Here is a 22,126-nt window from a genome sequence, read left to right as displayed (position 1 = left end):
AGAACTAAAATGATTCCAGGATAGGAAAATAACAGTTCTCAGGGACCGGCAACGGAGCTGCTGAAAACTGATTGTGAAGAATTTTATGAGGAGGAGAGACTATGGAGAAATATTTAGTTCGGAAGAAAACATCGGTTAAGAACGTGTACATGCTTACAATGATCGCCGTACTTTCTGCAATTGCCTTTGTACTGGCTTTTTTTGAGTTCCCTGTGCCTTTGTCGCCGTCTTTCGCCCGGATGGATTTATCGGATCTTCCGGCTCTCATCGGCGCTTTTGCCTACGGGCCAATGGCGAGTTTATTCCATTCATCCGGACAAAACTGGACGTGGTGCTGTTTAACGCCTTTCCATTTAATCTTCTGAAGGGCATTGCCATCAGCATGATTACCATGCTCCTTTATAAACGTCTGACCCCGCTCTTAAAGGGAAAAAAGAACCAGTAATATGAAAGTAGGCAGTTAAGCCGCCAGAGATGGCGGATATGAAGGTTACAATATGAATGATAAATCACAGGAGGTTTTACTTATGGAAGCAGAGAAATATTTAAAATATATTGTCCAGGAGATTCACTCCACAGTTTTTGCTACAGTGGATTCTAAAGGGCGGCCGGTGACATGCGCCATTGATATTATGGATTATGATGAGAGCGGGCTGTATTTAAAATTTACGAGGGGACGGGAGAATGGTTTGATCTCTCAAAAAAGCCTGTGGAGCGGGCCTCTTTTGCCTTTGGTGGAGCGGCTGGGGTTAAAAGCGGCTATTTTGTGACTGACCGGTGTACCGGCTGCAAACGGTGTGTTTCTCAATGTCCTCAGAATTGTATTGATATCCGCGGGGGAACGGCGGTGATTTGTCAGGAACATTGCCTGCACTGTGGAAATTGTTTTGAGATTTGTCCTGTAAAGGCTGTAGAAAGACGGTGAGATGATGACACAGGAAGAACGTCTGGAATATTTGATCGACCAGTTACTTCATGAAAAAGAAGAATATAAAACTATTGCCGTGCCTTCAGACAGTCATGGAAAAAGACGGCTGCTCCGTTCGCTGATGAATATCCGTATGCCCCTTCCCATAAGCCGGGAATTTCTGGAGATTCAGGATGAATATTTGAAAGAGGAGACGGAAAAAAAGGGAATTACAAGGCTGGAGGATCTGAGGCCGGTCCTGCCTGGGATATATCTGTGGCAGGGGGATATTACCACCCTGGCCGCAGATGCCATTGTCAATGCAGCCAACAGTCAGATGCTGGGCTGCTTTGTCCCCTGTCACGGCTGTATTGATAATGCCATCCACTCCGCAGCCGGGATACAGCTCCGCCTTGAGTGTGCCCGGATCATGGACAGACAGGGCTTTGAGGAGCCCACAGGGCGGGCAAAAATAACTAAAGCCTACAATCTTCCCTGCCGTTATATCCTGCACACAGTAGGCCCTATTATTTACGGGAAGGTGACTGGGGAGAGCCGGAAGCTGCTGGCAGACTGCTATCGCTCCTGCCTGGAGTTGGCGGCATCTTATGAATTAAAAAGTATTGCTTTTTGCTGTATATCCACAGGGGAATTTCATTTCCCAAATGAGCTGGCGGCGCAGATCGCCATTGAGACCGTAAAAGAGTATCAGCAGACACATCACAACTCTATGGAGGTGGTTTTTAATGTTTTCAAGGACAGCGACTATGAAATCTATGAACGGCTGTTGGAATCCCACAGAAATATCTGAAACAGAAAGGCTTAAAGAAGCGCTGGAAAACGCGGACGCCGTGATCATTGGCGCCGGCGCCGGACTGTCTGCATCCGCCGGATTTACCTACACCGGCCGGCGGTTTGAAGAAACTTTTCATGATTTTATTGAAAAATACAGGTTTCAGGATATGTATTCCGGAGGCTTTTATCCCTTTGATACGCTGGAAGAACACTGGGCCTACTGGAGCCGTTATATTTATATTAACCGGTATATGGACGCGCCGAAGCCGGTGTATCAGAATCTTTATGAACTGGTAAGGGACAAAGATTATTTTGTCCTGACGACCAACGTGGATCACTGCTTTCAAAAAGCCGCGTTTGACCGTCACCGGATGTTTTATACCCAGGGGGACTATGGCCTGTTTCAGTGCAGCGTGCCCTGCCATCAGGCCACATATGACAATGAAGAGGTCATCAAAAAAATGGTGGAGGCTCAGGGCTATGTGATCTCTGAGCGAGGAGATCTGACTCTGCCGGAGGGGACTGTGCCTAAAATGACCGTGCCGTCAGAGCTGGTTCCATACTGTCCTAAATGCGGGAAACCTATGAGCATGAATCTTCGGGCGGACGATACCTTTGTGGAGGATGAAGGCTGGCATCAGGCAGCCGGGCGCTATTCAGAGTTTATCCGAAGACACAAAAACATGAAAGTTTTGTTTTTGGAAGCAGCCGTTGGATTTAATACGCCAACGATTATCAAGTATAGCTTCTGGCGGATGACCTATGATAATCCAAAGGCAACATATGCCTGTGTCAATCTGGGGGACGCTTTCGCGCCGAAAGAAATTTCCGGTCGTTCCATTTGCATTGATGGGGATGTTGGGGAGGTATTAAAAAAATTAAAATGAAAACCAGCAGATTCATTGGCTATTCGTTACCGGGATACATCTTGTGTCGGTTGCTAAGATACCAATCTTTGTCTTGCCATGATGTATGAAGAAGTCTTTCTTTGGGAAATCTTTACGAAAAGGGACAGGACTATTGCTTTTTGTCCTGAATAATATATAATAAACGGGACAAAAGGAGGTGATACGCATGGCATATGGTTATGCGAAAGAGATTCAAAAACGCATTGGTGCGGCTCCTGATGGGACGATTTTTATTGTTTCCGATTTTTCGGATGTAGCGGACAGCGAGACCATACGCAGAAACTTGAACCGGCTTGTGCAGGCTGGTACACTTCGGCGTATTTTGAAAGGCGTCTTTGAAAAGCCGAAATTCAGTAAGCTCCTTGGGGAATATGTGGCGGCGGACCCGGATGCGGTTGCCAAAGCATTGGCGAGATGTTATCATTGGACGATCGCTCCCTGTGGAGATACCGCATTGAATATGCTGGGGCTGTCTACTCAGGTAACGGCAGTATGGTCTTATATCAGTGACGGACCCTATAAAACCTATGAATGGGATAAGACAAAGATTGAATTTAAGCACCGGACCAATAAGGAGGTCACGGGCCTGTCGCCTATGACGATCCTGGTGATCCAGGCGTTAAAGACCCTGGGAAAAGAAAATGTGGACGAAAAAACCATACGGGTGCTTTCCCGCAGGCTGAATGAAGATGAAAAGGCTGCACTTCTTGCAGAAGGGGCCGAAGCAACGGATTGGATTTACACTGTGATTAAAGAGATCTGCAAAGGAGGAAGAGAAAATGATTGAGATTGCCAGACTTCAGGCTGATGACCGGCGGGAGCTGTTTCATAACACTGCAGCAAAAACCGGCCTTCACGATGCCATTGTGGAAAAGGATTTTTGGGTATGCCTGACGCTGGATTACCTGTTCCACCGCTCTCCGTGGAAAAAGGCAGTCACATTTAAGGGCGGGACCAGCTTATCCAAAGGGTATCACCTTATCAGCCGGTTTTCTGAGGATATTGATCTGATTTTGGATTGGCGTGTCCTGGGGTATGGTGTCAATGAACCATGGGAAAAACGCTCGAACACCAAGCAGGATGCCTTCAATAAAGAGGCGAACCGAAAGGCCGAGGTCTTCCTGGCAGAAACCTTCTGCCCGCAGGTCCGGGAAGGGCTTTCTGCTGAATTGGGCCTTTCAGCCAATCTTTACATAGACGAGGAAGATAAACAGACGGTGATTTTCGCTTATCCAAACCTGTTTACCGATGCCTCTACCTTGCAGGTGATTCGATTGGAGATCGGGGCACTGGCGGCCTGGACGCCGGCTGAGCTGGTGAATATTGTACCGTATGCTGCGGAGCAATACCCACAATTATTCAGGCAGAAAGAGGTTTCTGTCCTGACGGTGGCGCCGGAGCGGACGTTCTGGGAAAAGGCGACGATCCTTCACCATGAGGCCAACCGGCCTGAACATCTTTCCATGCCGCAGCGGTATTCCCGCCATTATTATGACCTTTACTGTATGGCGAAATCGCCTGTGAGGGAAAAAGCGTTTGAACGGCTGGATCTGCTGCAGAAAGTGGTTGATTTCAAGATGAAGTTTTATCCGCGGGCATGGGCGCGTTACCCGGAGGCCGTTCCTGCCACTTTAAAGTTGCTTCCTCCGTCATACCGTCTCGGTACTCTGCAGGAGGATTATTCTTCTATGTGGAATATGCTCTATGGGGAGATTCCCTCTTTTGAAAACATGATGGAAGCCATTGGAGAGCTGGAGAAGGAAATTCACGCATTATAAAAAAAGGCTGCAAATAAGGCCAATTATTGTTTTACAGAGTTTAAATGACTTTATTTTTGGCACGCAATAAAGATAACACCCCAACGATTATCAAGTATAATTTCCGGTCGTTCCATTTGCATTGATGGGGATGTCGGTGCGGTACTGGAAAAATTAAAATAAATAGGCAAACAGGCAACAGTTGGGCCGGCGATTAACACAGGAATCGTGAAAAAAGTCTGGCTAAACGAAAATGGCAATTTAGTTTGGCTGATTTAGATAGTGCTGATATATACAATACCATGCTTTTTTGAACAAAAAATAAATGGCCTGATTTGTTATAATATACCCCATAGGAGATGACTCCTGTGCCAGGACTTAAAAAAGATCCTGATTTCATGAGATGTGTGTTTGAAAAAAAGTGGGAGGATCAGGCTATGCATATTAAAAACCCTATTATTCCAGGATTTCACCCGGACCCAAGTATATGCCGTGTCGATAAGGATTATTATCTGGTGACCAGTTCATTTGAATTTTTGCCCGGACTGCCAATATTTCACAGCAGAGATTTAATTCATTGGCGTCAGGTCGGGCATTGTCTTCACCGGCCAGAACAGATGGAATTTCCCGGATGTCAATATAACGGCGGGATCTTTGCGCCAACATTACGGTACCACAACGGTATGTTTTATCTCGTATCAACAAATGTGTCCAGAGACGGCGTTATGAAACCGGGGGGGCAGCGGAAATTTTGTTATTATGTCCAAATCTCCGGAAGGCCCCTGGTCAGAACCGCGCTGGATTGCTCAGGGGGGAATAGATCCGTCGTTATTTTGGGATGATGATGGCACGGCATATTTTATAAGTACTATGCCGTCAGAAAGATCAGATGGTTCTGAGGGAAACGGAATATTTCAGGCGCAGATTTGTCCGGATACAGGCGAACTTCTGACTGAAAGCAAAAAGATTTCTTCGGGATGCGGCGGACGATTTGCTGAGGGCCCCCATATGTATAAACTGGGAGACTGGTATTATCTGCTGACTGCGGAAGGCGGTACAGAGTTTTGCCATATGTCGTGTATTGCCCGTTCCAGATCCATATGGGGGCCTTTTGAGCCATGTCCCCATAACCCTATATTAACAGCAGTCAGAGAGCATAATCCAGACTTTGCGGGGCTTGGACATGGAGATATTGTGCAGGCTCATGATGGCACATGGTGGATTGTATTTTTAGGTCACAGGCTGACCGAAGCTTATTATCATCATATGGGGAGGGAGACAGGGATTGCTCCTTTAGAATGGATTGACGGATGGCCGGTAGTTAATAAAAATAAAGCTCCGGGCCTTCATATAGATATACAAACATCGGCAGGTGAAGGAAAGACAGAAACTTCTCCGGATATGTGCTGTAAAAACGGAGGCGTGGACATTTATGGCAATTCTTCGGTTCGTACTCTTTTTGACGGTAAACCTCTGGGATGGGAATGGAATTTTTTTAGAAAATTTTTTGACGGATATTCAATGGATGAACGTACCGGCTGGTTGACACTTTATGGAAATAAGTTTACATTAGATGATAAAGATACGCCGGCATTTATTGGGAGAAGAATTGATAATTTTGAATTTCGTGCAGAAATTCTTATGGATTATGTACCAGATAAATTTGGCGAGGCAGGCATCGCCATTGCGCATACGCCTTTTGTACATTATGAATTTGTATTAACCCGAAAAGACCATGCTATGAAATTTATTAACCTTTTATTTACGGATGAAGACGTCATTAACTTAATGAATTTTGGAATTGAAGGTGTACACTGGGAGGAAAAACCGGATGGCACAATTGGATTTCCTGAAGGCGTAGACAGTTCAAACAGCGGATATTATCTGAACGCAACATGGATTTTTGGAAATCAGTTCCTTTCCCGTGTATGGGAAGGAAATGATCCCGATTCCCGGCAGATTGCTTTGGAAAAACAGGAAAACGCCTTGTATTCACCGGCCATTGGCTTTACCGTGGATACATCTTTATTTGAGAATGAGCTGACTTCCATCAATAATATTATTGAAGAATATCGGAATGGTTTGATTTCAGGAGTATTGGATCCGGAAACAGAATTGCCTGCATTTCTTGAAAAGTTGGAAAATGGAGGTATGCCTGAGATTCTTCAATCCTGCCAGCAGCAGTATGATGAATGGAAAGCGCAGAATCAGTAGGAGGGGAAATAATTGGAGTTAGAAAAAATTATCCATCGTCTGGAAATTCTGGAGCAAAATAACCGGCTGCTGTCCCAAGATAACGCCAGACTTTCACAAAGGTGTGATCAACTGGAAAAAGCCTCTGTTTTATTGAAAGATAGAAATGAGATTTCTAATCTGATGTCAAAGTATATGCTTCTTCACGCGGCTTTCAGAGACGAGGAAATTATAGAGCTCTGAGCGAAAAGAGAGGACGTACATGCGGAGTATGGAAATGTGGGTGTGTATGAGGGTTATAAAAATGTTACCGATTATCACAGAGGACGTCCAAATCCTCCGGGAAAATGGATTTTTCACTCTTTGAGTAATGAAGTTCTGGAAGTGGCCGCAGATGGAAAAACGGCAAAGGGAGTGTGGCTGCTTTCAGGAACCGAATCCGGACATGGCCCTGCCCAGGACAACAACGCGCCTGAAAATTTCTATTGCGAAGGTATTTTTGACGGGTGCCGTGTGTGGGCACACTGGGTTTGGTCACGTTATGGCGTGGACTTTATAAAAGAGGATGGCACATGGAAATTCTGGCATTTCCATAATTATGAACTTCTGAGAACACCCTTTGATGAAAACTGGGTAACATATAATATGCGCCTGGTAAAAGAAAAATCCGGGAATAAAGGTAAGCCGGAGAAGACGATCCAATATGCCGGGAATAATGGAGAGATCAAGTATTTTCCTGAACCGGACAGGCCAAGTACTTTTACGTGGATATATGATGGAAGAACATCCCTGTCAGTTCTGGCTCCGCCTTTGCCCGAACCCTATACCCATTTTGAAGAAACTTTTGAATATTAACAGTGTTTAGCCGGTAACAGTCCAGCCTTCTCATTCCTGATGGCTGGACTGTTACTTCGTCCTCTTTAAAACTGTCATTGCAGTTTACCGCGTTAGTATGATATACTTGTTCCTAGAGAGTCTGTCCTGGGCAGACAGGTCTTTAGAAGGAGGAAATATTAGTAATGAAGAAGATCATTTTGACAGGCGACCGGCCGACGGGGAAACTTCATGTGGGACACTATGTCGGTTCGCTGAAACGCCGTGTGGAATTGCAAAATTCCGGCGAATATGATGATGTATTTATTATGATCGCCGATGCTCAGGCATTGACGGATAACGCGGATAATCCTGAAAAGGTGCGCCAGAATATTATTGAAGTTGCGCTGGACTATCTTTCCTGCGGGCTGGACCCGGAAAAGTGTACAATGTTTATCCAGTCTCAGGTGCCGGAGCTGACCGAGCTGAGCTTTTATTATATGAACCTTGTAACAGTGTCCAGACTTCAGCGCAATCCCACAGTAAAATCAGAAATCCAGATGCGTAATTTTGAGGCCAGCATCCCGGTGGGATTTTTCACCTATCCTATCAGCCAGGCATCCGATATTACAGCCTTTAAGGCAACAACGGTGCCTGTAGGTGAGGATCAGCTCCCAATGATCGAGCAGACAAAAGAAATTGTCCATAAGTTTAACGCGGTTTATGGGGAAACTCTTGTGGAGCCCCAGGTGCTTTTGCCGGACAACAAAGCGTGCCTGCGTCTTCCTGGCATTGACGGCAAGGCGAAGATGAGCAAATCTTTAAACAACTGTATTTATCTTTCCGACAGCGCTGAGGATGTGCGCAAGAAAGTAATGTCCATGTTCACCGATCCCAATCATTTGAAAGTTGAAGATCCGGGGCAGGTGGAAGGAAATCCTGTATTTACTTACCTGGATGCTTTTTGCCAGGATGGGCATTTTGAAAAATACCTCCCCGACTACAAGAACCTGGATGAGCTGAAGGCCCATTACACCAGAGGCGGTCTTGGAGATGTGAAAGTCAAGAAATTCCTCAACAACGTCCTTCAGGATGAGCTGGAGCCGATCCGCCAGAGAAGACGCCAGTTTGAGCAGGACATCCCCGGCGTGTACCGGATTCTTGAGGAAGGCAGCAAAAAGGCGGAATCTGTAGCTGCGGTAACTCTTGCCGAGGTAAAACGCGCCATGAAGATCAATTATTTTGAAGATCGTGAACTTATTGAGGAGCAGGCGCAGAAATACAGAGAAGGAAAATAATTACCAATATCAAATATTTGCAGGCGCAGGCGCAAAGCGTCTGAACGGCGCCTGGATCTATGCTATGCCGGGCACTGTGACATTTTGGGAGGAGGATGACTATGACAAGCGAGGAGAAGAAGATTAATGACGGCGTGCTGTTTTGTCCCGGAGATCCGGAACTGAAAGCGTTAAAGCTGAAATCCCACAATCTGAGCCAGGAATACAGCAGCACCCGCGAGGATGAAGTGGAGCGGCGGGCGGCCATCTTAAAAGAGCTTGTAGGGGAGCTGGGGGAATCGGTTTTTATCCAGGGACCGGTATTTTTCCACTATGGATGTCACACAAGTATTGGAAAACAGTGCTTTTTTAACTATAATCTTACCATTCAGGATGACGCCCATGTGACTATCGGGGAGGGCTGTGCCTTTGGCCCCAATGTAACCATTGTAACGCCGGTACACCCTATGCTGTCCAATGAGCGCCACCGCATTAAAACTGCTGATGGCTCTATCAAAGGGCTGTGCTACGCAAAACCGGTAGTTATCGGAAAGAACTGCTGGATCTCGGCAAATGTGGTGATCTGTCCGGGAGTGACCATCGGGGAGGACTGCGTTATTGGCGCAGGAAGTGTTGTAACCCGGAATATTCCCGCCGGAACCTTTGCCGCAGGGGTGCCATGCCGGGTTATCCGTGAGCTGACAGAGGCGGACAGCATGAAATATAAGCCGGAAATTCTGGCGGATAATACGCTGGTAGATTAAAAACAGATCTCCCGGCCAAGGGCCGGGCCACAGATAGAAAATAATATAACTAAATTGTAGGCCGGGGGATTTGCTCCCGGCTTTTCTTATAAAATTCCATAGGACTGACGCCGGCGATTTTTTTAAAAACTCTGGAAAAATAGTAAGGGTCGTCAAAGCCGCAGCTTTGGGCAATCTCGCTGATGGATAAAATACTTTTGTACTGAAGGATCTGTTCTTTGGCAAACTGGACTTTCAGTTCATGATAGTAGTGGAGCGGGGAACAGCCGCACTGTTCTTTAAATAAGGCTCTGAAATAATTGGAGGAGTATGGTGTGGAGCGGATGGCCTCATTAATATCAAAATCCGTATCGGCCACATGGTCGGCAAGAATTTTCTGGACGCGGAGGACGTGGGCGTTTTTTCCGGTAGCGTTGCGCCAGTGGGAAAGAAGATTTTGCATGGCGTCCACAATGGAGCGCAAAAAACGTTCCGCGTATACATCGGTGGCGGGGTTTATGGGGAAGGCGTAGGCCAGCTTAAATAAAGAGTAAAAGGACTGGCGGTCGTCATCCTGAAAGACAAGGACTGGCGCGGTGTCTTCCTTGAAGCAGAAATCCCCGATCAAAACGCTGCCGTCTACATAGCCTTCCGGGGAGGTTTTTCGGTGGGTAATGCCAGGATGAATACAAAAGATCGTTCCCGGGCGGAAGGGATAGGTTTTATCGTCGATAGTCGCCGTGCCGGAGCCTTCAATATTAATGATCACCTCCCAGAAATCATGATGATGGGGCGGATAATCGTAAAATTTTTCTTCTTTGCTCATCACTAAAAAATCCATATCTTTTACCTCCAATGATCAAAATCGTAATTTTGTCCATTTTTATCATTATATCATGTATGGAATAAAACAGGAGCTTTCAATATAATAAATTTATCCGATAAAGATCTGACGGATGAAGAAATTACCGTAAAAACGCCGTAATGAGACGTTTTCGGCAATGGGACTTTTATGGAATAACAGGAGGTAGTTTTTTATGAGTACTGAAAAAGGACATCCCAGAAGAGGGATCTGTCTGTACAGTTATCACAATCTTTTGGGAAAAACAATGACTTTGGAAGATGCTTTTCTGGAAATGTATGATACAGGGGCCACATGCTTTGAGTTCCTCACAAGCTATATCCCCAATTATCCCAATCCCACGCCGGAATGGGTGGACAAATACTGGAGACTGTGCGAGAAATATAATCTTCAGCCGTCCGAGCTTGGCCACTGGGCAGAAAACCATCTTCACCGCGGTCCCGGGATGACCGATGATGAAGTTGTGGAAGAACTGAAGCAGGATTTCCGTCTGGCAAATCTTCTTGGATTTAAGGCTCTGAGAACAAAGATTACATGTGTCAATGAACTGTGCGATCCGGAACCGGGATGGCAGAATTACATTGAGAAGGCTCTGCCTTATGCTGAAAAGTACAATGTGCGCATGCAGAATGAGGTTCATCTCCCAACAACCCTCCACACCCCTCATATCCGGGATGAATATCTGGATTTTATCCATCGCACGAAGACAGAGCATTTTGGCTTCAATATTGATTTCGGCACATTCCAGTACAGAGCGGCTAAAGGCGGCCGGGAAATGGATTTTTCCGATGTGACCAAACCGGAAGAGATTGTTGATTTCCTGCCTTACAGTTGGGTTTGCCATGCAAAGTTCAATTATGTCAATGAGAACTTTGAGGAGGAAACCATCCCTTATCCGGAAGTTATCCAGTATATGATCGACAATGGATGGAGCGGCGATCTTCTCTCCGAGTGCGAGTGCCCGATCCGTTTCCATGCGGAGGAAAGCCCGGAAAAATTCGCCCAGGCGATGGTGGAGATTCCGGAGCAAGTGCGCCGCCATCAGATTATGCTGCGCAACATTTTAGGATATTAAAAAGGAGGTTTACATAATGGTAGAATTTCAGCCGATCCAGCAGCGGGGATTTCATAATACATATGATGAAAATGGGGAAATCGACGGATTTGAGTTCCGCTTTGTCCCCAAATACTATAAAGGATACTGGTTTACCCAGTGCCGTTTCGGAAATGTAGTCGTTGACGGGGAAGTTTTCGACCGCGACGATATCATTTTTGAGTACGACGGCCTGGAATATACAAGAGAAGAAATGTTTGATCTTAAAAAATACTGGCAGTTCAGAACACCGCTTATTTATAAGATCAAAAAGAAAGGCGGCCTGTCTGTCGGTTATCATGATGTGAGCCTTCAGTTCGGCTGGGTATTAAATTATAACGGCGCCCTTGAGGCGGAGCCGGACGGCAGCGGCCTTGGCAATATGGCCCATATGTTTGATACAGATCATGAGAGACGAATGCTTCTGTGCCGGTAAAAAATTAATGCAAATCCCCCGCGCGGTATATTGCGCGGGGGATTTTTTCGGAGGTAATGAAAAAAAGATTTGCGATAAGCAGGGTATTATCGGTTGCTTTCAAGCCATGCGTCAAGCTGTTCCTGCATGGTGGCTACATAGGAATCTACGTCAGCGGCTTTGAGTTTCTCAATGAAACCGTCCAACTGATCGCTTCCCTCAATTCCGCTGGAGAAAGACGGACGCATTTCATTAATGACGTTGGTCAGAGCTGTCAGAGTATTTTCAACGGAAGTATTATCAATACCAAACCCAAGAAATTCGGATACAGTAGCTTCCTGATTAAGCTTCAGACATTCTTCTCGGTAATTGGCAGGCTGTCCGGCTCTGACTTTGGCAAGGAAGCCATTTCCTAAAATGGATGTGACATCGCCCAGGTAATATCCGCAGGTGGAGGCGTCCTGGCCTTCCAGGAAATCAATGGTTCCATCTTCAAGAGTCTGATAATGAACGCCTTCGATTCCCCATGTGATCAGGTTGACGATTTCCTCATCTGTGTACAAAAGATTCAGGAATTTAACGGCAGCTTCAGGTTCGGTAGCGGCCTGGGGAACTGCCCATGTAAATTTACGGATCAGGAGTGTATCAATGACCGATTCGCAAAGCTCAATGACGGTCATATCGTAGCCTACAGATTGGCTGACAGAGGCCGCGCCAAGGGAACCTCCGCCGATCAGTTTAAAGTACCCAAAGCCCCGGTTGGCCTGGATCACAGACTCCGCTGTGTCATCCTTGTTGGCCAGATCCCGGTCGATATATCCGGCCTCATACCATGAGTGGGCCCAGTCAGTGGTTGCTTTGTAAGCGTCTGTCTCATATCTGTTGGTGATGGTGGAGCCATTCCCCGGCAGAATAGAAATGATGGAATTATTTCCTTCGCCCAGAGCTTCATAGGAAAAGAAATTTCCATCGGCGTCGATCATATAGGGCGCTGTCAGAAATCCTCTGTTTCCACCGCAGAGCGGAATCATATCCGGCGCCACTTCTTTGACTTTTGCAAAAAGCTGGGTAAAATCATCGGCAGTCTGGATGCTTTCCGGGTCAATGCCGGTCTGTTCCAGAATATCTGTACGGCACACAAAGCACAAAGGCGTTGCTTTGTCTCCATAGGATGTGACGGAATAGATTTCTCCGTCGATGGTCGTTCCTGAGAGCCATTCCTCAGGAACTGTTTCCAGAAGTTCCGGCGCGTACTCGGTGAGAAGATCGCTGATACCCATAAGCTGGTTCTGGGAGGTCATAGAGTTAAAGTGGGCTGAATCTCCGGGAAGGGTGACCATAAGATCCAGTTTTTCATTGCTGGATACTCTCAGGTTGACCTGCTGGGCATAGCTGCCCATGTCAACGATCTCAAGATTGATCTCGGTGTTGATCTTCTCCCGTGTAATCTCATTGATGGCTTCTTCCACCATGTCAATATCTCCGGGAACAGTATTCAGGGTCCAGAAAAGGATATTGATCTGGGCGATATCTTCATCGGCGCCGTTGTCTGCCTGTCCGCTTTCATCGGCAGATGATGACGGGGCTGATGTGCCGGTGGCCTCGGAAGAACTTCCCTGCCCCTGGGATGATTCAGAATTGCCGCATCCGGCAAAGGTGCTGACGATGAGAGCGGCGGCCATAAAGCCTGTAAAAAAACGTTTCATAAATTAAATCCTCCCTTTTGTGTGCTGTGTTTACAGATTTCAGATTTTTTCTTTTACAATGAAGCTGGCAAATCCGGGTTTTTTTGTGTCCGAAATAGTATATCCCCGGCGAATGTACATATAATCGGTATCACCGGGCCTTGCCGGTGAGGACGCTTCAACGAAGTTGTCCGGATCCGGATTTGAGATGCAGTCCAGATAATCGTCAAGGACACTTTTATCCAGCCAGTCTTTTTCGTGGCTGGGGCGCATTCTGACAAAATTAATTTTTTTTAGCTTTTCCAGTGTGTTTTTATATTCCTGGATGGGAGCGGCAAAAACGGACAAAACAAGATGTGAGTTGGCTGCGTCGCCGATATAAAGATCCCCGGTTTCCCTGTGAAGAAGGGCGCAGCTTCCCTTTGTGTGCCCCGGAACATGGATCGTTTCCAGAGTGATTCCTCCAAGATCAAAAATCTCCCCTTCATGTAAAGGCAAAAGGGAAACGGGGCGGATATGAATATAATCTTCGTCTGCCATATCATCGGGGACAATATTGATATAATCCGGGCTGTTCCAGCCTTTTTTTGTGTGCCTGGAACAGTTCAATGTGTGTTCCCTGTTTTCGGGCCTGCTGTAAAAGCTGTACACTTCCCAGTCATCAGGATGCATATAGATGGGAACGTTGGTAAACTGGTCATTTCCGTTGGCATGGTCATAGTGTCCGTGGGTGTTGACGATGGTCAGCGGAAGCTGTGTGACAGAGCGTACAGCGGACACAAGATCACCTAGGCCGACGCCGGTATCCAGAAGGAGAGCCCGGTCTGTTCCGGTAAATAGTTCCATATAAACCCCTTCCAGACTGAAAATCCGGTAGATTCCATGACCTTCATCAATGATCTGGTAAAAATCTTTTCTCAGCGCCAAAATAACACCTCCCTGGCTGTCTTTCAATTAAACTGATAATGAAATTATAAGTAAATTTTTGTTGTTTTGATATGAAATATCTGCTTTATTATTTAAAAGCAGGTCATTGATTTATGAAGTTTTTGTAAAACCTATCTGAAAAAGCAAAAAAATGCTATAATGAATCATCGAGATTTGTTAATAACCTGCGGCCAATACGATAAATATCAGGAGTAGATGGTGATATGGAGAAGGAGGGTGCGTGGTGGAAGATGAATTTATAAAGCCCAGAGTTTTGACCATTGCGGCGTATGAGCCTGTGCTTTTTAAGGAGTATCATCTGTTTTTAATTTTAAGCGGTCATGTGCGGGGATTGATGGATGGAGAAAATTTTTTTATGGATGAAAGCGATCTTGTTCTGTGTCTTCCGGGAGAAAAGGTTATATTTTGGGGAAGCGGAAGGAATATGGTTTTAGATGTGCCGGTCAGCGTGTCTGTTATGGAAAAATATATTCCTGTCCATGAAGGGAGATTTATATGCAACTCGTCTGTTGACGCCCAGAGGGATTATGCCAATTTAAGATCTCTCATGGCAAAGCTGGCCATGGCGTCCTGCGAAACCGGGGAGGACAGCGAACTTTATGAGAAATCAGTTTTTTACGGCTTGCTGTATGATCTTAAAAACAGGCACTTTGAAAAAAACATTGTCAATGTCCCGGACATATCCCGGAAATATTCGGACAGAGTGAACAGGATCTTTAATTACATCCAGGAAAATTATGCCCGGAATATAAGCCTTGATGATGTTTCCGCGTATACCCATCTGTCTCTGTCTTATCTGTCCCGGTTTTTTAAACAGGCTTTCGGGGAGAACTTTGTGACTTATGTGAAAAAGTACCGGGTTGAGAGATCGCTCAGCGATTTATGTTACAGTAAAAAAACAGTGACACAGGTAGGAATGGATCACGGATTCGGAGACGCTAACAGTTATATCCGGGCTTTTCGGGAAATCCACGGGACAACGCCCAAGGCTTTCAGAGACCGGTTTAATGCCGGGAATGAACGGCAGAGTACCGTCCGGCTTTGCGAGATTACAGACAGAACCCGATACGTGGGAAAACTTCAGGAATATTCTTTAAACGACAGCGGCCGCAGCGGGGAAGCTATGCCGGAATCCAGGCATTATATTGTTCAGGCCGATCTTGAGGGGATGGCAGTAGCGCCCCTTTGGAAATGCGGAATCAATATTTCCTCGGCAAAAAATATTGGTTCAGGAGATATTTCTGATGAGATCAGCGAAATTCAAAAAGATATCGGTTTTGCATATGGACGTGTAAGCTTTCTGCTGATGAACCGTTATGTTTTTAAAGATACGGAGCAGGGGGGATATAACTTTTTCAGTTTTACGAAGATGGTCAGCCATCTCTTGTCCGTGGGAATGATTCCTTACCTGGATTTGACCTTCAGCCATGAAGAATGTAAAACTCCCGGAGGCTATGAAGTGGACGAAGCTCAGTTTCTTGACTGGCTTGAACAGATGCTCCTTTACAGTGTTAATGTTTTTGGCCGGGAGGAAATGGAAAAATGGATTTATGATATTGGAATCACATACAGTATTACGGACAGAAGTATAGAGAAAACTGCTGCTTTTATTTCAAGATATATTAAAGGGGAACAGATTATCCGAAGGATTCTTCCGGAAGCAAGGATCGGAGGATTTAATGTGACGTCAGATATGGCTGATATGTGCATGGAAATTTTAAGCGGAGTATTAGAGGCAGGAGGCCATCCGGATTTTATATCTATGAGCATATTTCCCTATGTTTTTGTGGGGGATAAGGCCGGCGAACGGATGGTATATTCTTCAGATCCTGAATATGCTCTTCACAGAGTACAGGAATGGAAACGGGCCATGGGTCATTGTCAGGGGATGGATGGCCGGGCGCTGCCTATTTATGTTAATGCCATTGGAACGACGGTTGCTCAGAGAAATTATATTAACGACACATGCTATCAGGCCACATTTATTGTGAAGAATATCATCAGTCTATTGGGTGAGGTGGGGCTTCTGATTTTTTATCAGATGTCCGATTACAATTTTTCTTATGCGGAAAACCATCTGCTCCTTAACGGACGGAACGGCCTGTTTTCCCAATTTCAGATCCACAAACCGGGATATATCGCATTTTCTATGATGTCCAGACTTACAGAGCTTGTCCTTGCTAAAGGACAGGATTATATTGTGACAAAGGGAAAGCATGACACATACTATATTCTGCTCTGCAATCATGTTCCTGTCAGCGACAGGTACTGTCTGAGGATATGGGACAATACCCCGATCAGCGAGGCTTATACAGTGTATGCCCAGGCAGATGATCTGAACGTACTTCTTACTTTAAATCATGTAAAGGACGGCGATTACCGTATTTTAAGCTATCATCTGAACCGGGAAAACGGAAGTTTGTTTGATGAATGGGAAAAAACCGGTTTCTGGGAAAATCCGGGGACTGAGGAACTGAAATATCTCCGCCAGGCTATACATCCCCGGAGAAACTGTTCAAAGAGGAGCAGCTTTAATGGTCAATTGAATTTTCATATTGGCGTGAAGCCTTTTGAGGTAATATTTATCGAAGCCTCCCTGATCATATGATTGACGTTGATCAAAGCTATATGCTATACTTAGCCAAGATGTAAAAGTTAAAACAGATTAAAGGAAGTGGAATTATGATACAGTCCAGAACCCATACCTGCAACGAGCTTCGAGCTACCAATGTGGGCGAGAAGGTTACGTTAGTGGGATGGTATGAAAATCTCAGAAAGGTGTCCAAAAATCTTGGATTCCTGATCCTCCGTGATTTTTACGGGACAACCCAGATTGTTATTGAAACTGAAGAAATGATGCAGGCGTTAGACGGTGTGAACAATGAATCCACCATCAGCGTGGAAGGTGTTGTGCGGGAACGCTCCAGCAAAAATCCAAAGCTGCCTACTGGCGAGATCGAGGTAGTTCCGGAAAAGATTTCCGTACTTGGAAGCTGCCGTTATAACGCCCTGCCTTTTGAAATCAATCACTCCACAGACGCGGATGAGAATTTAAGACTGAAATACCGGTATCTGGATCTGAGAAATCCTGCGGTAAAGGACAAGATTGTTTTAAGAAGCAAAATCGTGGCGGAACTGAGACAGAGGATGATGGATCTTGACTTTCTGGAGATCACAACGCCGATCCTGACATGCTCTTCGCCGGAGGGAGCCAGAGATTACCTTGTGCCTTCCAGAGTGCATCCGGGCAAGTTTTACGCCCTGCCCCAGGCACCCCAGCAGTTTAAGCAGATTTTAATGGCTTCCGGATTTGACCGCTATTTCCAGATCGCCCCCTGCTTCAGAGATGAGGACGCCCGGGCGGATCGTTCACCGGGAGAGTTTTACCAGTTGGATATGGAGATGGCCTTTGCCACCCAGGAAGATGTATTTTCCGTGGTTGAGGAAGTGCTTCCTCCTGTATTTGAAAAATACGGCAAGTATAAAACAGCCTCAAAGGCGCCCTTTACCCGCATTCCATTCCTGGAAGCTATGGATAAGTACGGCTCAGACAAGCCGGACCTGCGCATTGACCTGGTACTTCAGGATGCCACAGAAGTTCTGTCCGGCTGCGGCTTTGGGCCTTTTGAGGGCAATGTGATCAAAGCTGTTGTTGTGGATCAGTTTGGCGCGACCCGCAAAGTGATTGACAAGATCTGCAGTGATGTGGAAGTTCAGACTGGAAATAAAGCATACTGGTTTAAGCTGGACGACAAGGGCGATCTTGTGGGCGGTATCAGCAAATTCCTTGTCAACATTAAAGATCAGGTAGTTGAGGCCCTTGGCTTAAAGCCCGGCGACTTTATCGGTCTGACTGCGGGAACAAAACTTAAAGCTCAAAAGACTGCCGGCGTTCTCAGAAACCTCCTGGGAGCCAACTGCGAAGCTCATATGAAAAAAGAGTGCTATGAATTTTGCTGGATCGTGGATTTCCCAATGTATGAGATCGGTGAGGAATCCGGAGAACTGGAATTTTGCCATAATCCATTCTCTATGCCTCAGGGCGGCCTTGATGCGCTGAACAATCAGGACCCGCTGACGATCCTTGCTTATCAGTATGACCTGGTGTGCAACGGTGTCGAACTTTCTTCCGGTGCTGTGCGTAATCATGATCCGGAAATTATGGTGAAGGCATTTAATCTCATCGGCCTGGGTGAAGACGATGTGAAGGCCAAATTCCCGGCCATGTACAATGCTTTCTGCTACGGCGCTCCGCCTCACGCGGGAATCGCTCCCGGCGTTGACCGTATGATCATGCTCATTACCGGCGAGGACAGCATCCGTGAGATCATTCCGTTCCCGATGAACAAGAATGCCATGGATGTGATGATGAACGCTCCGGCCACGGTGGAGCAAAAACAGTTGGATGATGTTCATATCCAGATCAAAGTGGATGACAAAGATAAGGAATAAATAGGACAATTCAGGACGGCGTATTTTCTGCCCTGAATTGTTACGAATAAATTAAAATAAAAGCCTGAGAGTCCAGGGGATTGAAACCGTGGACTCTCAGGCTTTTTAAGTGGTTCATTTATCGTTTTACAGACTCGGTCTGACTTGGAAGCAGCCGAAATGAAGCGTTATTCTTCCGGATAAAATCCCGGTTTGCACAGGATTTCATGGATTTTGGTTTCCATAATGGATGAAGAGTAGGACGGAGTTATGACAAGGGCTGTATCCTGACCGCCTCCGGTACCTCCCAGGGCAACTACCGGCTGACCAAAAAGAATGGCGTCTGCGTCCAGGGCCATGACGGCACATTCAAAGCAGACTTTTGTTCCCTGTCCCAGGGTGCGCAGTGTGTCCGCCATGATTTCCAGCGGGTAGATCCCCTTAGAGCGGCTGCTGATACCCCGCTCTCCGGCACTCAGAGCGTGGGCGGCGGTGACAACAATGACCCCGTCTCTTTCAAGAGTTTTTTTCGTTTCCCATGGCATAGGATTAACGCCGCCTTTGGCGGCTGTGGACGCGGTGCGCACAGCCACGATCTGGTTATTGTAGCCCATATGGCGGGCCTTTTCAAAAAGCTGGTGAGCGCTGCTTCCCGTGTATGTGGCAATAACAATGGGGCAATTGAGTTCGATGGCTTTATTGAGAGCGATCGTAATGGTTTCCTCTGTATGTTCACGTCCGGGTTTGCCAAATATAATCATGAAAATTTCCTCCTTTTGCCTCTATTTTACTCTATTTTTATTGTGCTGACAATACAGGTTCCAGACAGCTTTTCATAAAACAGCCGATGGTGCAGGGCCGCCATAATGGCGGCGAAGAAAATATAAAAGAAATACACACCGGCCACAGTCAGACTTAAAAGGGCTGTTCCGGCGGCAGGGACACCGCGGCTGTCCAGCCATGGGATAAAGACACCAAAAATCAGTCTGGGCAAAACAACCATAATAATGAGAAAAATTCCCGGCCTCAGAAGATATTGGTACCAGGAGGCGCGGTTTTTTCTGTAAGGGATGATACGGGTTCTGGTCACATATTTCCCAAAAGTTTTTCCACGGAAGGTCATAGGAACAAAAGCGTAGTAAATAAAAGCAGCCAGCACTGGCGGATATGGGATATCCCAGTGGAGGACATGGCAGATCCCGGCGATTATGCCGCTCAAAAGGCCGAGAACGGGAATATCGCACATAAAAGAGATCAGACGCCGGGAAAATGACACCTCTCGTCCACGGTGAAAGCTGATTTGGTCGATCTGATTCCGGGAGGGCAGTATTTTTATAAAGGGAAAACTGGCGGCGTATCCAAGCATTCCCCCGGCAGTATTGGCAATAAGGTCGTCCACATCAAAAAGACGGTAGCTGCGGGGGTAAATAAAATAAAGCCCGGAAAGCTGGGTCAGCTCAAAAAGCAGAGATAGTCCAAAGGACAGCAGAGCCGTTTTTTTGAAACTGCACTGAAAATAATATCTCAGATATATGCCAAAGGGCATAGTCATAATAACATTAAACAAGAATTGAAAAAGGGCTTTGTTAAAAATGCTGGTGTAAGTTCCCGGATCAGAGAGATCTATGTGTGCCTGACGGATAATGTCCGCCACGAATTTAAAGGGAATTGGCTGCGCGCGGGGGCCGGTCATGGCCAGAACTTCCGCCCTGGAGGGCAGGGGCAGAATGACCAGAAAAAAGACGCACATCAGGTAAAGGATAAAAGAATAGACAATACCGATGCGGATACTTAAAACAGAACCATATTTGTGGTAATTATAAAGGATATAGGGAAGTGTAAATAAGAACGCCGCAAAAGGAAATAATATCACTGCCTGCATGATTACTGCCGGATAATCGCCCATAAGATTCAAAGCTCCTTTCTGGCATTGGCGCGAAAGACGCGGTATAATAGCCACTTTGTGGCTATTATACCTTGTCCGCTATAGCGTCCAAGATAAGGCTCCGCCAGGAAGCGTACATTTGCGCAGAGGAATGCTCGCTCTGCTCGCAGCGCAAATGACGCGGTATAATAGCGCTTCGCGGCTATTATACCATAAAAAAACTAAGAAGTAATCTTACAAATTAGTCACATTGAAAAAGGCGGCTGCATAAAAAGATAAATTGGGAGAATTAGACCGTGGAGCGCGCTAAAGTTTTGAATGAAAATGATTGATTGAATGTGAATGATATTGAATGATTGTAAATAATATCCAAAATATTGCATGAATTATTGTGAATTAATATGATTGATTTTGAACGATTTAAGCGATATAATAAAAACAACATTAAGGAACGGAGGTTGGTTTGAAAATGATTTATACAGTGACATTTAATCCTTCCCTGGACTACATTATTTCAATGAACGGATTCCAGATGGGAATGACGAACCGAACCAGAACAGAGCAGATGCTTCCCGGAGGAAAAGGGCTGAATGTATCTACAGTGCTTAGACATCTGGGGGCTGAAAATACGGCCCTTGGTTTTATCGCCGGATTTACCGGGGACGAGATTTTGCGCCGGGCAAAACTTCTGGGAATCCACTGTGATTTTATCCACTTGGATGACGGCTTTTCAAGGATTAATGTGAAATTGAAGGATTTTGACGGGACGGAGATCAATGGCAAAGGGCCGGAGATTTCACCTCATAAAGTCTTTGAACTTTTTGAAAAGCTGGATCGGCTGGAAAGGGGAGATATTCTTGTCCTGGCAGGGAGTATACCGGAAAGCATGCCGGACTCAATCTATCGGGATATTATGGATCGGCTGAAAGACCGGGGGATATTATTTGTGGTGGATGCTACGAAAGATCTTCTCCTCAATGTGCTTGAGTATAGTCCCTTTTTTGTTAAACCAAATAATCATGAGCTGGGAGAAATTTTTCATACAGAATTAAAAACAAGAGAAGATGTGGTTCCTTACGCGAGAAAACTCCAGACAATGGGCGCGCGAAATGTTCTCGTCTCCATGGCCGGTGAAGGCGCGGTGCTGGTGGATGAATATGACCGGGTTCACACTCTGGGGGCCCCAAAAGGCCAACTTGTAAACGCAGTGGGATCGGGAGATTCCATGGTTGCAGGATTCCTTGCCGGATGGCTGAAGCAGCAAAATTATCAGTACGCTTTCCATATGGGGATTTCTGCGGGGAGCGCCAGCGCTTTTTCAGAAAATCTGGCTACAAAAGAAGAAATTGAAAAAGTATACCGTCAGGTTGTCCAGATGCAGAGTGAATCTGACGGATTAAAGGAGAGGTAGAAT

General features: G+C 46.0%; 22 protein-coding genes and 2 pseudogenes. 19 read left to right on the top strand and 5 right to left on the bottom strand.

The window, feature by feature from the left end; genetic code table 11:
- Positions 1 to 101 precede the first annotated feature (101 nt).
- The 14 genes and pseudogenes from HNP82_RS06020 to HNP82_RS05965 all read left to right on the top strand — a co-directional run bounded on the left by HNP82_RS06020 (position 102) and on the right by HNP82_RS05965 (position 9,414).
- Positions 102 to 365 carry an ECF transporter S component gene (locus HNP82_RS06020; RefSeq protein ID WP_330599460.1) on the top strand — a complete coding sequence of 88 codons (264 nt, stop codon included), beginning with the start codon at positions 102 to 104 and terminating at the stop codon, positions 363 to 365.
- Positions 366 to 527: 162 nt separating this feature from the next.
- Positions 528 to 770: a hypothetical protein gene (locus HNP82_RS18785; protein ID WP_330599459.1), complete on the top strand. Its 243-nt coding sequence runs from the start codon at positions 528 to 530 to the stop codon at positions 768 to 770.
- The gene (locus HNP82_RS18780) at positions 710 to 925 is read left to right on the top strand and encodes a DUF362 domain-containing protein (RefSeq protein WP_408609653.1); all 216 of its coding nucleotides are present in this window, start codon (positions 710 to 712) and stop codon (positions 923 to 925) included. Before HNP82_RS18785 ends, HNP82_RS18780 begins: the two co-directional genes overlap by 61 nt.
- Positions 926 to 929: 4 nt before the next feature.
- Positions 930 to 1,718, top strand: coding sequence for a protein-ADP-ribose hydrolase (locus HNP82_RS06010; protein ID WP_183772640.1), 789 nt, complete (start codon positions 930 to 932; stop codon positions 1,716 to 1,718).
- Complete coding sequence (locus tag HNP82_RS06005) at positions 1,654 to 2,589, top strand: SIR2 family NAD-dependent protein deacylase (protein WP_330599457.1); 936 nt, start codon at positions 1,654 to 1,656, stop codon at positions 2,587 to 2,589. The genes HNP82_RS06010 and HNP82_RS06005 overlap by 65 nt, the downstream gene beginning before the upstream one ends.
- A 187-nt stretch (positions 2,590 to 2,776) precedes the next feature.
- Positions 2,777 to 3,397 (top strand): DUF6088 family protein, encoded by a 621-nt coding sequence (locus tag HNP82_RS06000; RefSeq protein WP_183772505.1) that lies wholly within the window; start codon positions 2,777 to 2,779, stop codon positions 3,395 to 3,397.
- Entirely contained in the window at positions 3,390 to 4,388 is a 999-nt protein-coding gene (locus HNP82_RS05995) for a nucleotidyl transferase AbiEii/AbiGii toxin family protein (RefSeq protein WP_183772503.1), read from the top strand. Before HNP82_RS06000 ends, HNP82_RS05995 begins: the two co-directional genes overlap by 8 nt.
- A 338-nt stretch (positions 4,389 to 4,726) precedes the next feature.
- A complete protein-coding gene (locus HNP82_RS18775; protein ID WP_408609652.1) occupies positions 4,727 to 5,209 on the top strand; it encodes a family 43 glycosylhydrolase in 483 nt (160 codons plus the stop codon).
- Positions 5,118 to 5,672 (top strand): annotated as a pseudogene (locus HNP82_RS18180) (family 43 glycosylhydrolase); the annotation flags it as partial. The gene HNP82_RS18775 and the pseudogene HNP82_RS18180, both read left to right, overlap by 92 nt.
- 96 nt (positions 5,673 to 5,768) lie before the next feature.
- On the top strand, positions 5,769 to 6,581 hold the full coding sequence (locus HNP82_RS17975; protein ID WP_243164669.1) for a DUF3502 domain-containing protein: 813 nt from the start codon (positions 5,769 to 5,771) through the stop codon (positions 6,579 to 6,581).
- A 12-nt stretch (positions 6,582 to 6,593) separates the two neighbouring features.
- Complete coding sequence (locus HNP82_RS05980) at positions 6,594 to 6,803, top strand: hypothetical protein (RefSeq protein ID WP_183772497.1); 210 nt, start codon at positions 6,594 to 6,596, stop codon at positions 6,801 to 6,803.
- A 21-nt stretch (positions 6,804 to 6,824) separates the two neighbouring features.
- Positions 6,825 to 7,415 (top strand): annotated as a pseudogene (locus HNP82_RS05975) (nuclear transport factor 2 family protein); the annotation flags it as partial.
- Between the two features lie 164 nt (positions 7,416 to 7,579).
- Positions 7,580 to 8,671: a tryptophan--tRNA ligase gene (gene trpS / locus HNP82_RS05970; RefSeq protein WP_183772493.1), complete on the top strand. Its 1,092-nt coding sequence runs from the start codon at positions 7,580 to 7,582 to the stop codon at positions 8,669 to 8,671.
- 101 nt (positions 8,672 to 8,772) lie between these two features.
- Positions 8,773 to 9,414: a sugar O-acetyltransferase gene (locus HNP82_RS05965; RefSeq protein ID WP_183772491.1), complete on the top strand. Its 642-nt coding sequence runs from the start codon at positions 8,773 to 8,775 to the stop codon at positions 9,412 to 9,414.
- A 49-nt stretch (positions 9,415 to 9,463) separates the two neighbouring features.
- Here HNP82_RS05965 and HNP82_RS05960 read toward each other — a convergent pair whose 3' ends face one another.
- Positions 9,464 to 10,234, bottom strand: a complete 771-nt coding sequence (locus tag HNP82_RS05960) for a helix-turn-helix domain-containing protein (protein ID WP_183772489.1) — start codon at positions 10,232 to 10,234, stop codon at positions 9,464 to 9,466.
- A gap of 196 nt (positions 10,235 to 10,430) precedes the next feature.
- On the opposite strand from HNP82_RS05960, the gene HNP82_RS05955 reads away from it, so the two are divergent.
- Together HNP82_RS05955 and HNP82_RS05950 are read left to right on the top strand one after the other, a co-directional pair.
- The gene (locus tag HNP82_RS05955) at positions 10,431 to 11,330 is read left to right on the top strand and encodes a sugar phosphate isomerase/epimerase family protein (RefSeq protein ID WP_183772487.1); all 900 of its coding nucleotides are present in this window, start codon (positions 10,431 to 10,433) and stop codon (positions 11,328 to 11,330) included.
- 16 nt (positions 11,331 to 11,346) lie between these two features.
- Positions 11,347 to 11,784, top strand: coding sequence for a C-glycoside deglycosidase beta subunit domain-containing protein (locus HNP82_RS05950; protein ID WP_183772485.1), 438 nt, complete (start codon positions 11,347 to 11,349; stop codon positions 11,782 to 11,784).
- Positions 11,785 to 11,870: 86 nt separating this feature from the next.
- On the opposite strand, the gene HNP82_RS05945 is transcribed toward HNP82_RS05950, so the two are convergent.
- The gene (locus HNP82_RS05945) at positions 11,871 to 13,469 is read right to left on the bottom strand and encodes an ABC transporter substrate-binding protein (RefSeq protein ID WP_183772483.1); all 1,599 of its coding nucleotides are present in this window, start codon (positions 13,467 to 13,469) and stop codon (positions 11,871 to 11,873) included.
- A gap of 39 nt (positions 13,470 to 13,508) precedes the next feature.
- Complete coding sequence (locus tag HNP82_RS05940; RefSeq protein WP_183772481.1) at positions 13,509 to 14,375, bottom strand: MBL fold metallo-hydrolase; 867 nt, start codon at positions 14,373 to 14,375, stop codon at positions 13,509 to 13,511.
- A gap of 244 nt (positions 14,376 to 14,619) precedes the next feature.
- Here HNP82_RS05940 and HNP82_RS05935 point away from each other — a divergent pair, with 244 nt between their 5' ends.
- Both HNP82_RS05935 and aspS read left to right on the top strand, forming a co-directional pair.
- Positions 14,620 to 17,004: a GH39 family glycosyl hydrolase gene (locus HNP82_RS05935; protein ID WP_183772479.1), complete on the top strand. Its 2,385-nt coding sequence runs from the start codon at positions 14,620 to 14,622 to the stop codon at positions 17,002 to 17,004.
- A gap of 74 nt (positions 17,005 to 17,078) precedes the next feature.
- The gene (gene aspS / locus HNP82_RS05930; RefSeq protein ID WP_183772477.1) at positions 17,079 to 18,848 is read left to right on the top strand and encodes an aspartate--tRNA ligase; all 1,770 of its coding nucleotides are present in this window, start codon (positions 17,079 to 17,081) and stop codon (positions 18,846 to 18,848) included.
- 167 nt (positions 18,849 to 19,015) lie between these two features.
- Here the strand turns inward: aspS and HNP82_RS05925 are convergent, their stop codons facing one another.
- Both HNP82_RS05925 and HNP82_RS05920 read right to left on the bottom strand, forming a co-directional pair.
- On the bottom strand, positions 19,016 to 19,588 hold the full coding sequence (locus HNP82_RS05925) for a pyruvate kinase alpha/beta domain-containing protein (protein WP_183772475.1): 573 nt from the start codon (positions 19,586 to 19,588) through the stop codon (positions 19,016 to 19,018).
- Between the two features lie 26 nt (positions 19,589 to 19,614).
- On the bottom strand, positions 19,615 to 20,733 hold the full coding sequence (locus tag HNP82_RS05920; protein WP_183772473.1) for a VanZ family protein: 1,119 nt from the start codon (positions 20,731 to 20,733) through the stop codon (positions 19,615 to 19,617).
- A gap of 448 nt (positions 20,734 to 21,181) precedes the next feature.
- Here HNP82_RS05920 and pfkB point away from each other — a divergent pair, with 448 nt between their 5' ends.
- Entirely contained in the window at positions 21,182 to 22,123 is a 942-nt protein-coding gene (pfkB, locus tag HNP82_RS05915) for a 1-phosphofructokinase (protein WP_183772638.1), read from the top strand.
- Positions 22,124 to 22,126: the final 3 nt, after the last annotated feature.

Source organism: Catenibacillus scindens (genome assembly GCF_014202115.1).
Taxonomy (GTDB): Bacteria; Bacillota; Clostridia; order Lachnospirales; family Lachnospiraceae; genus Catenibacillus; species Catenibacillus scindens.
Note: the sequence above shows the minus strand (reverse complement) of the source record. Positions and strands in the feature narration are given on the sequence as shown.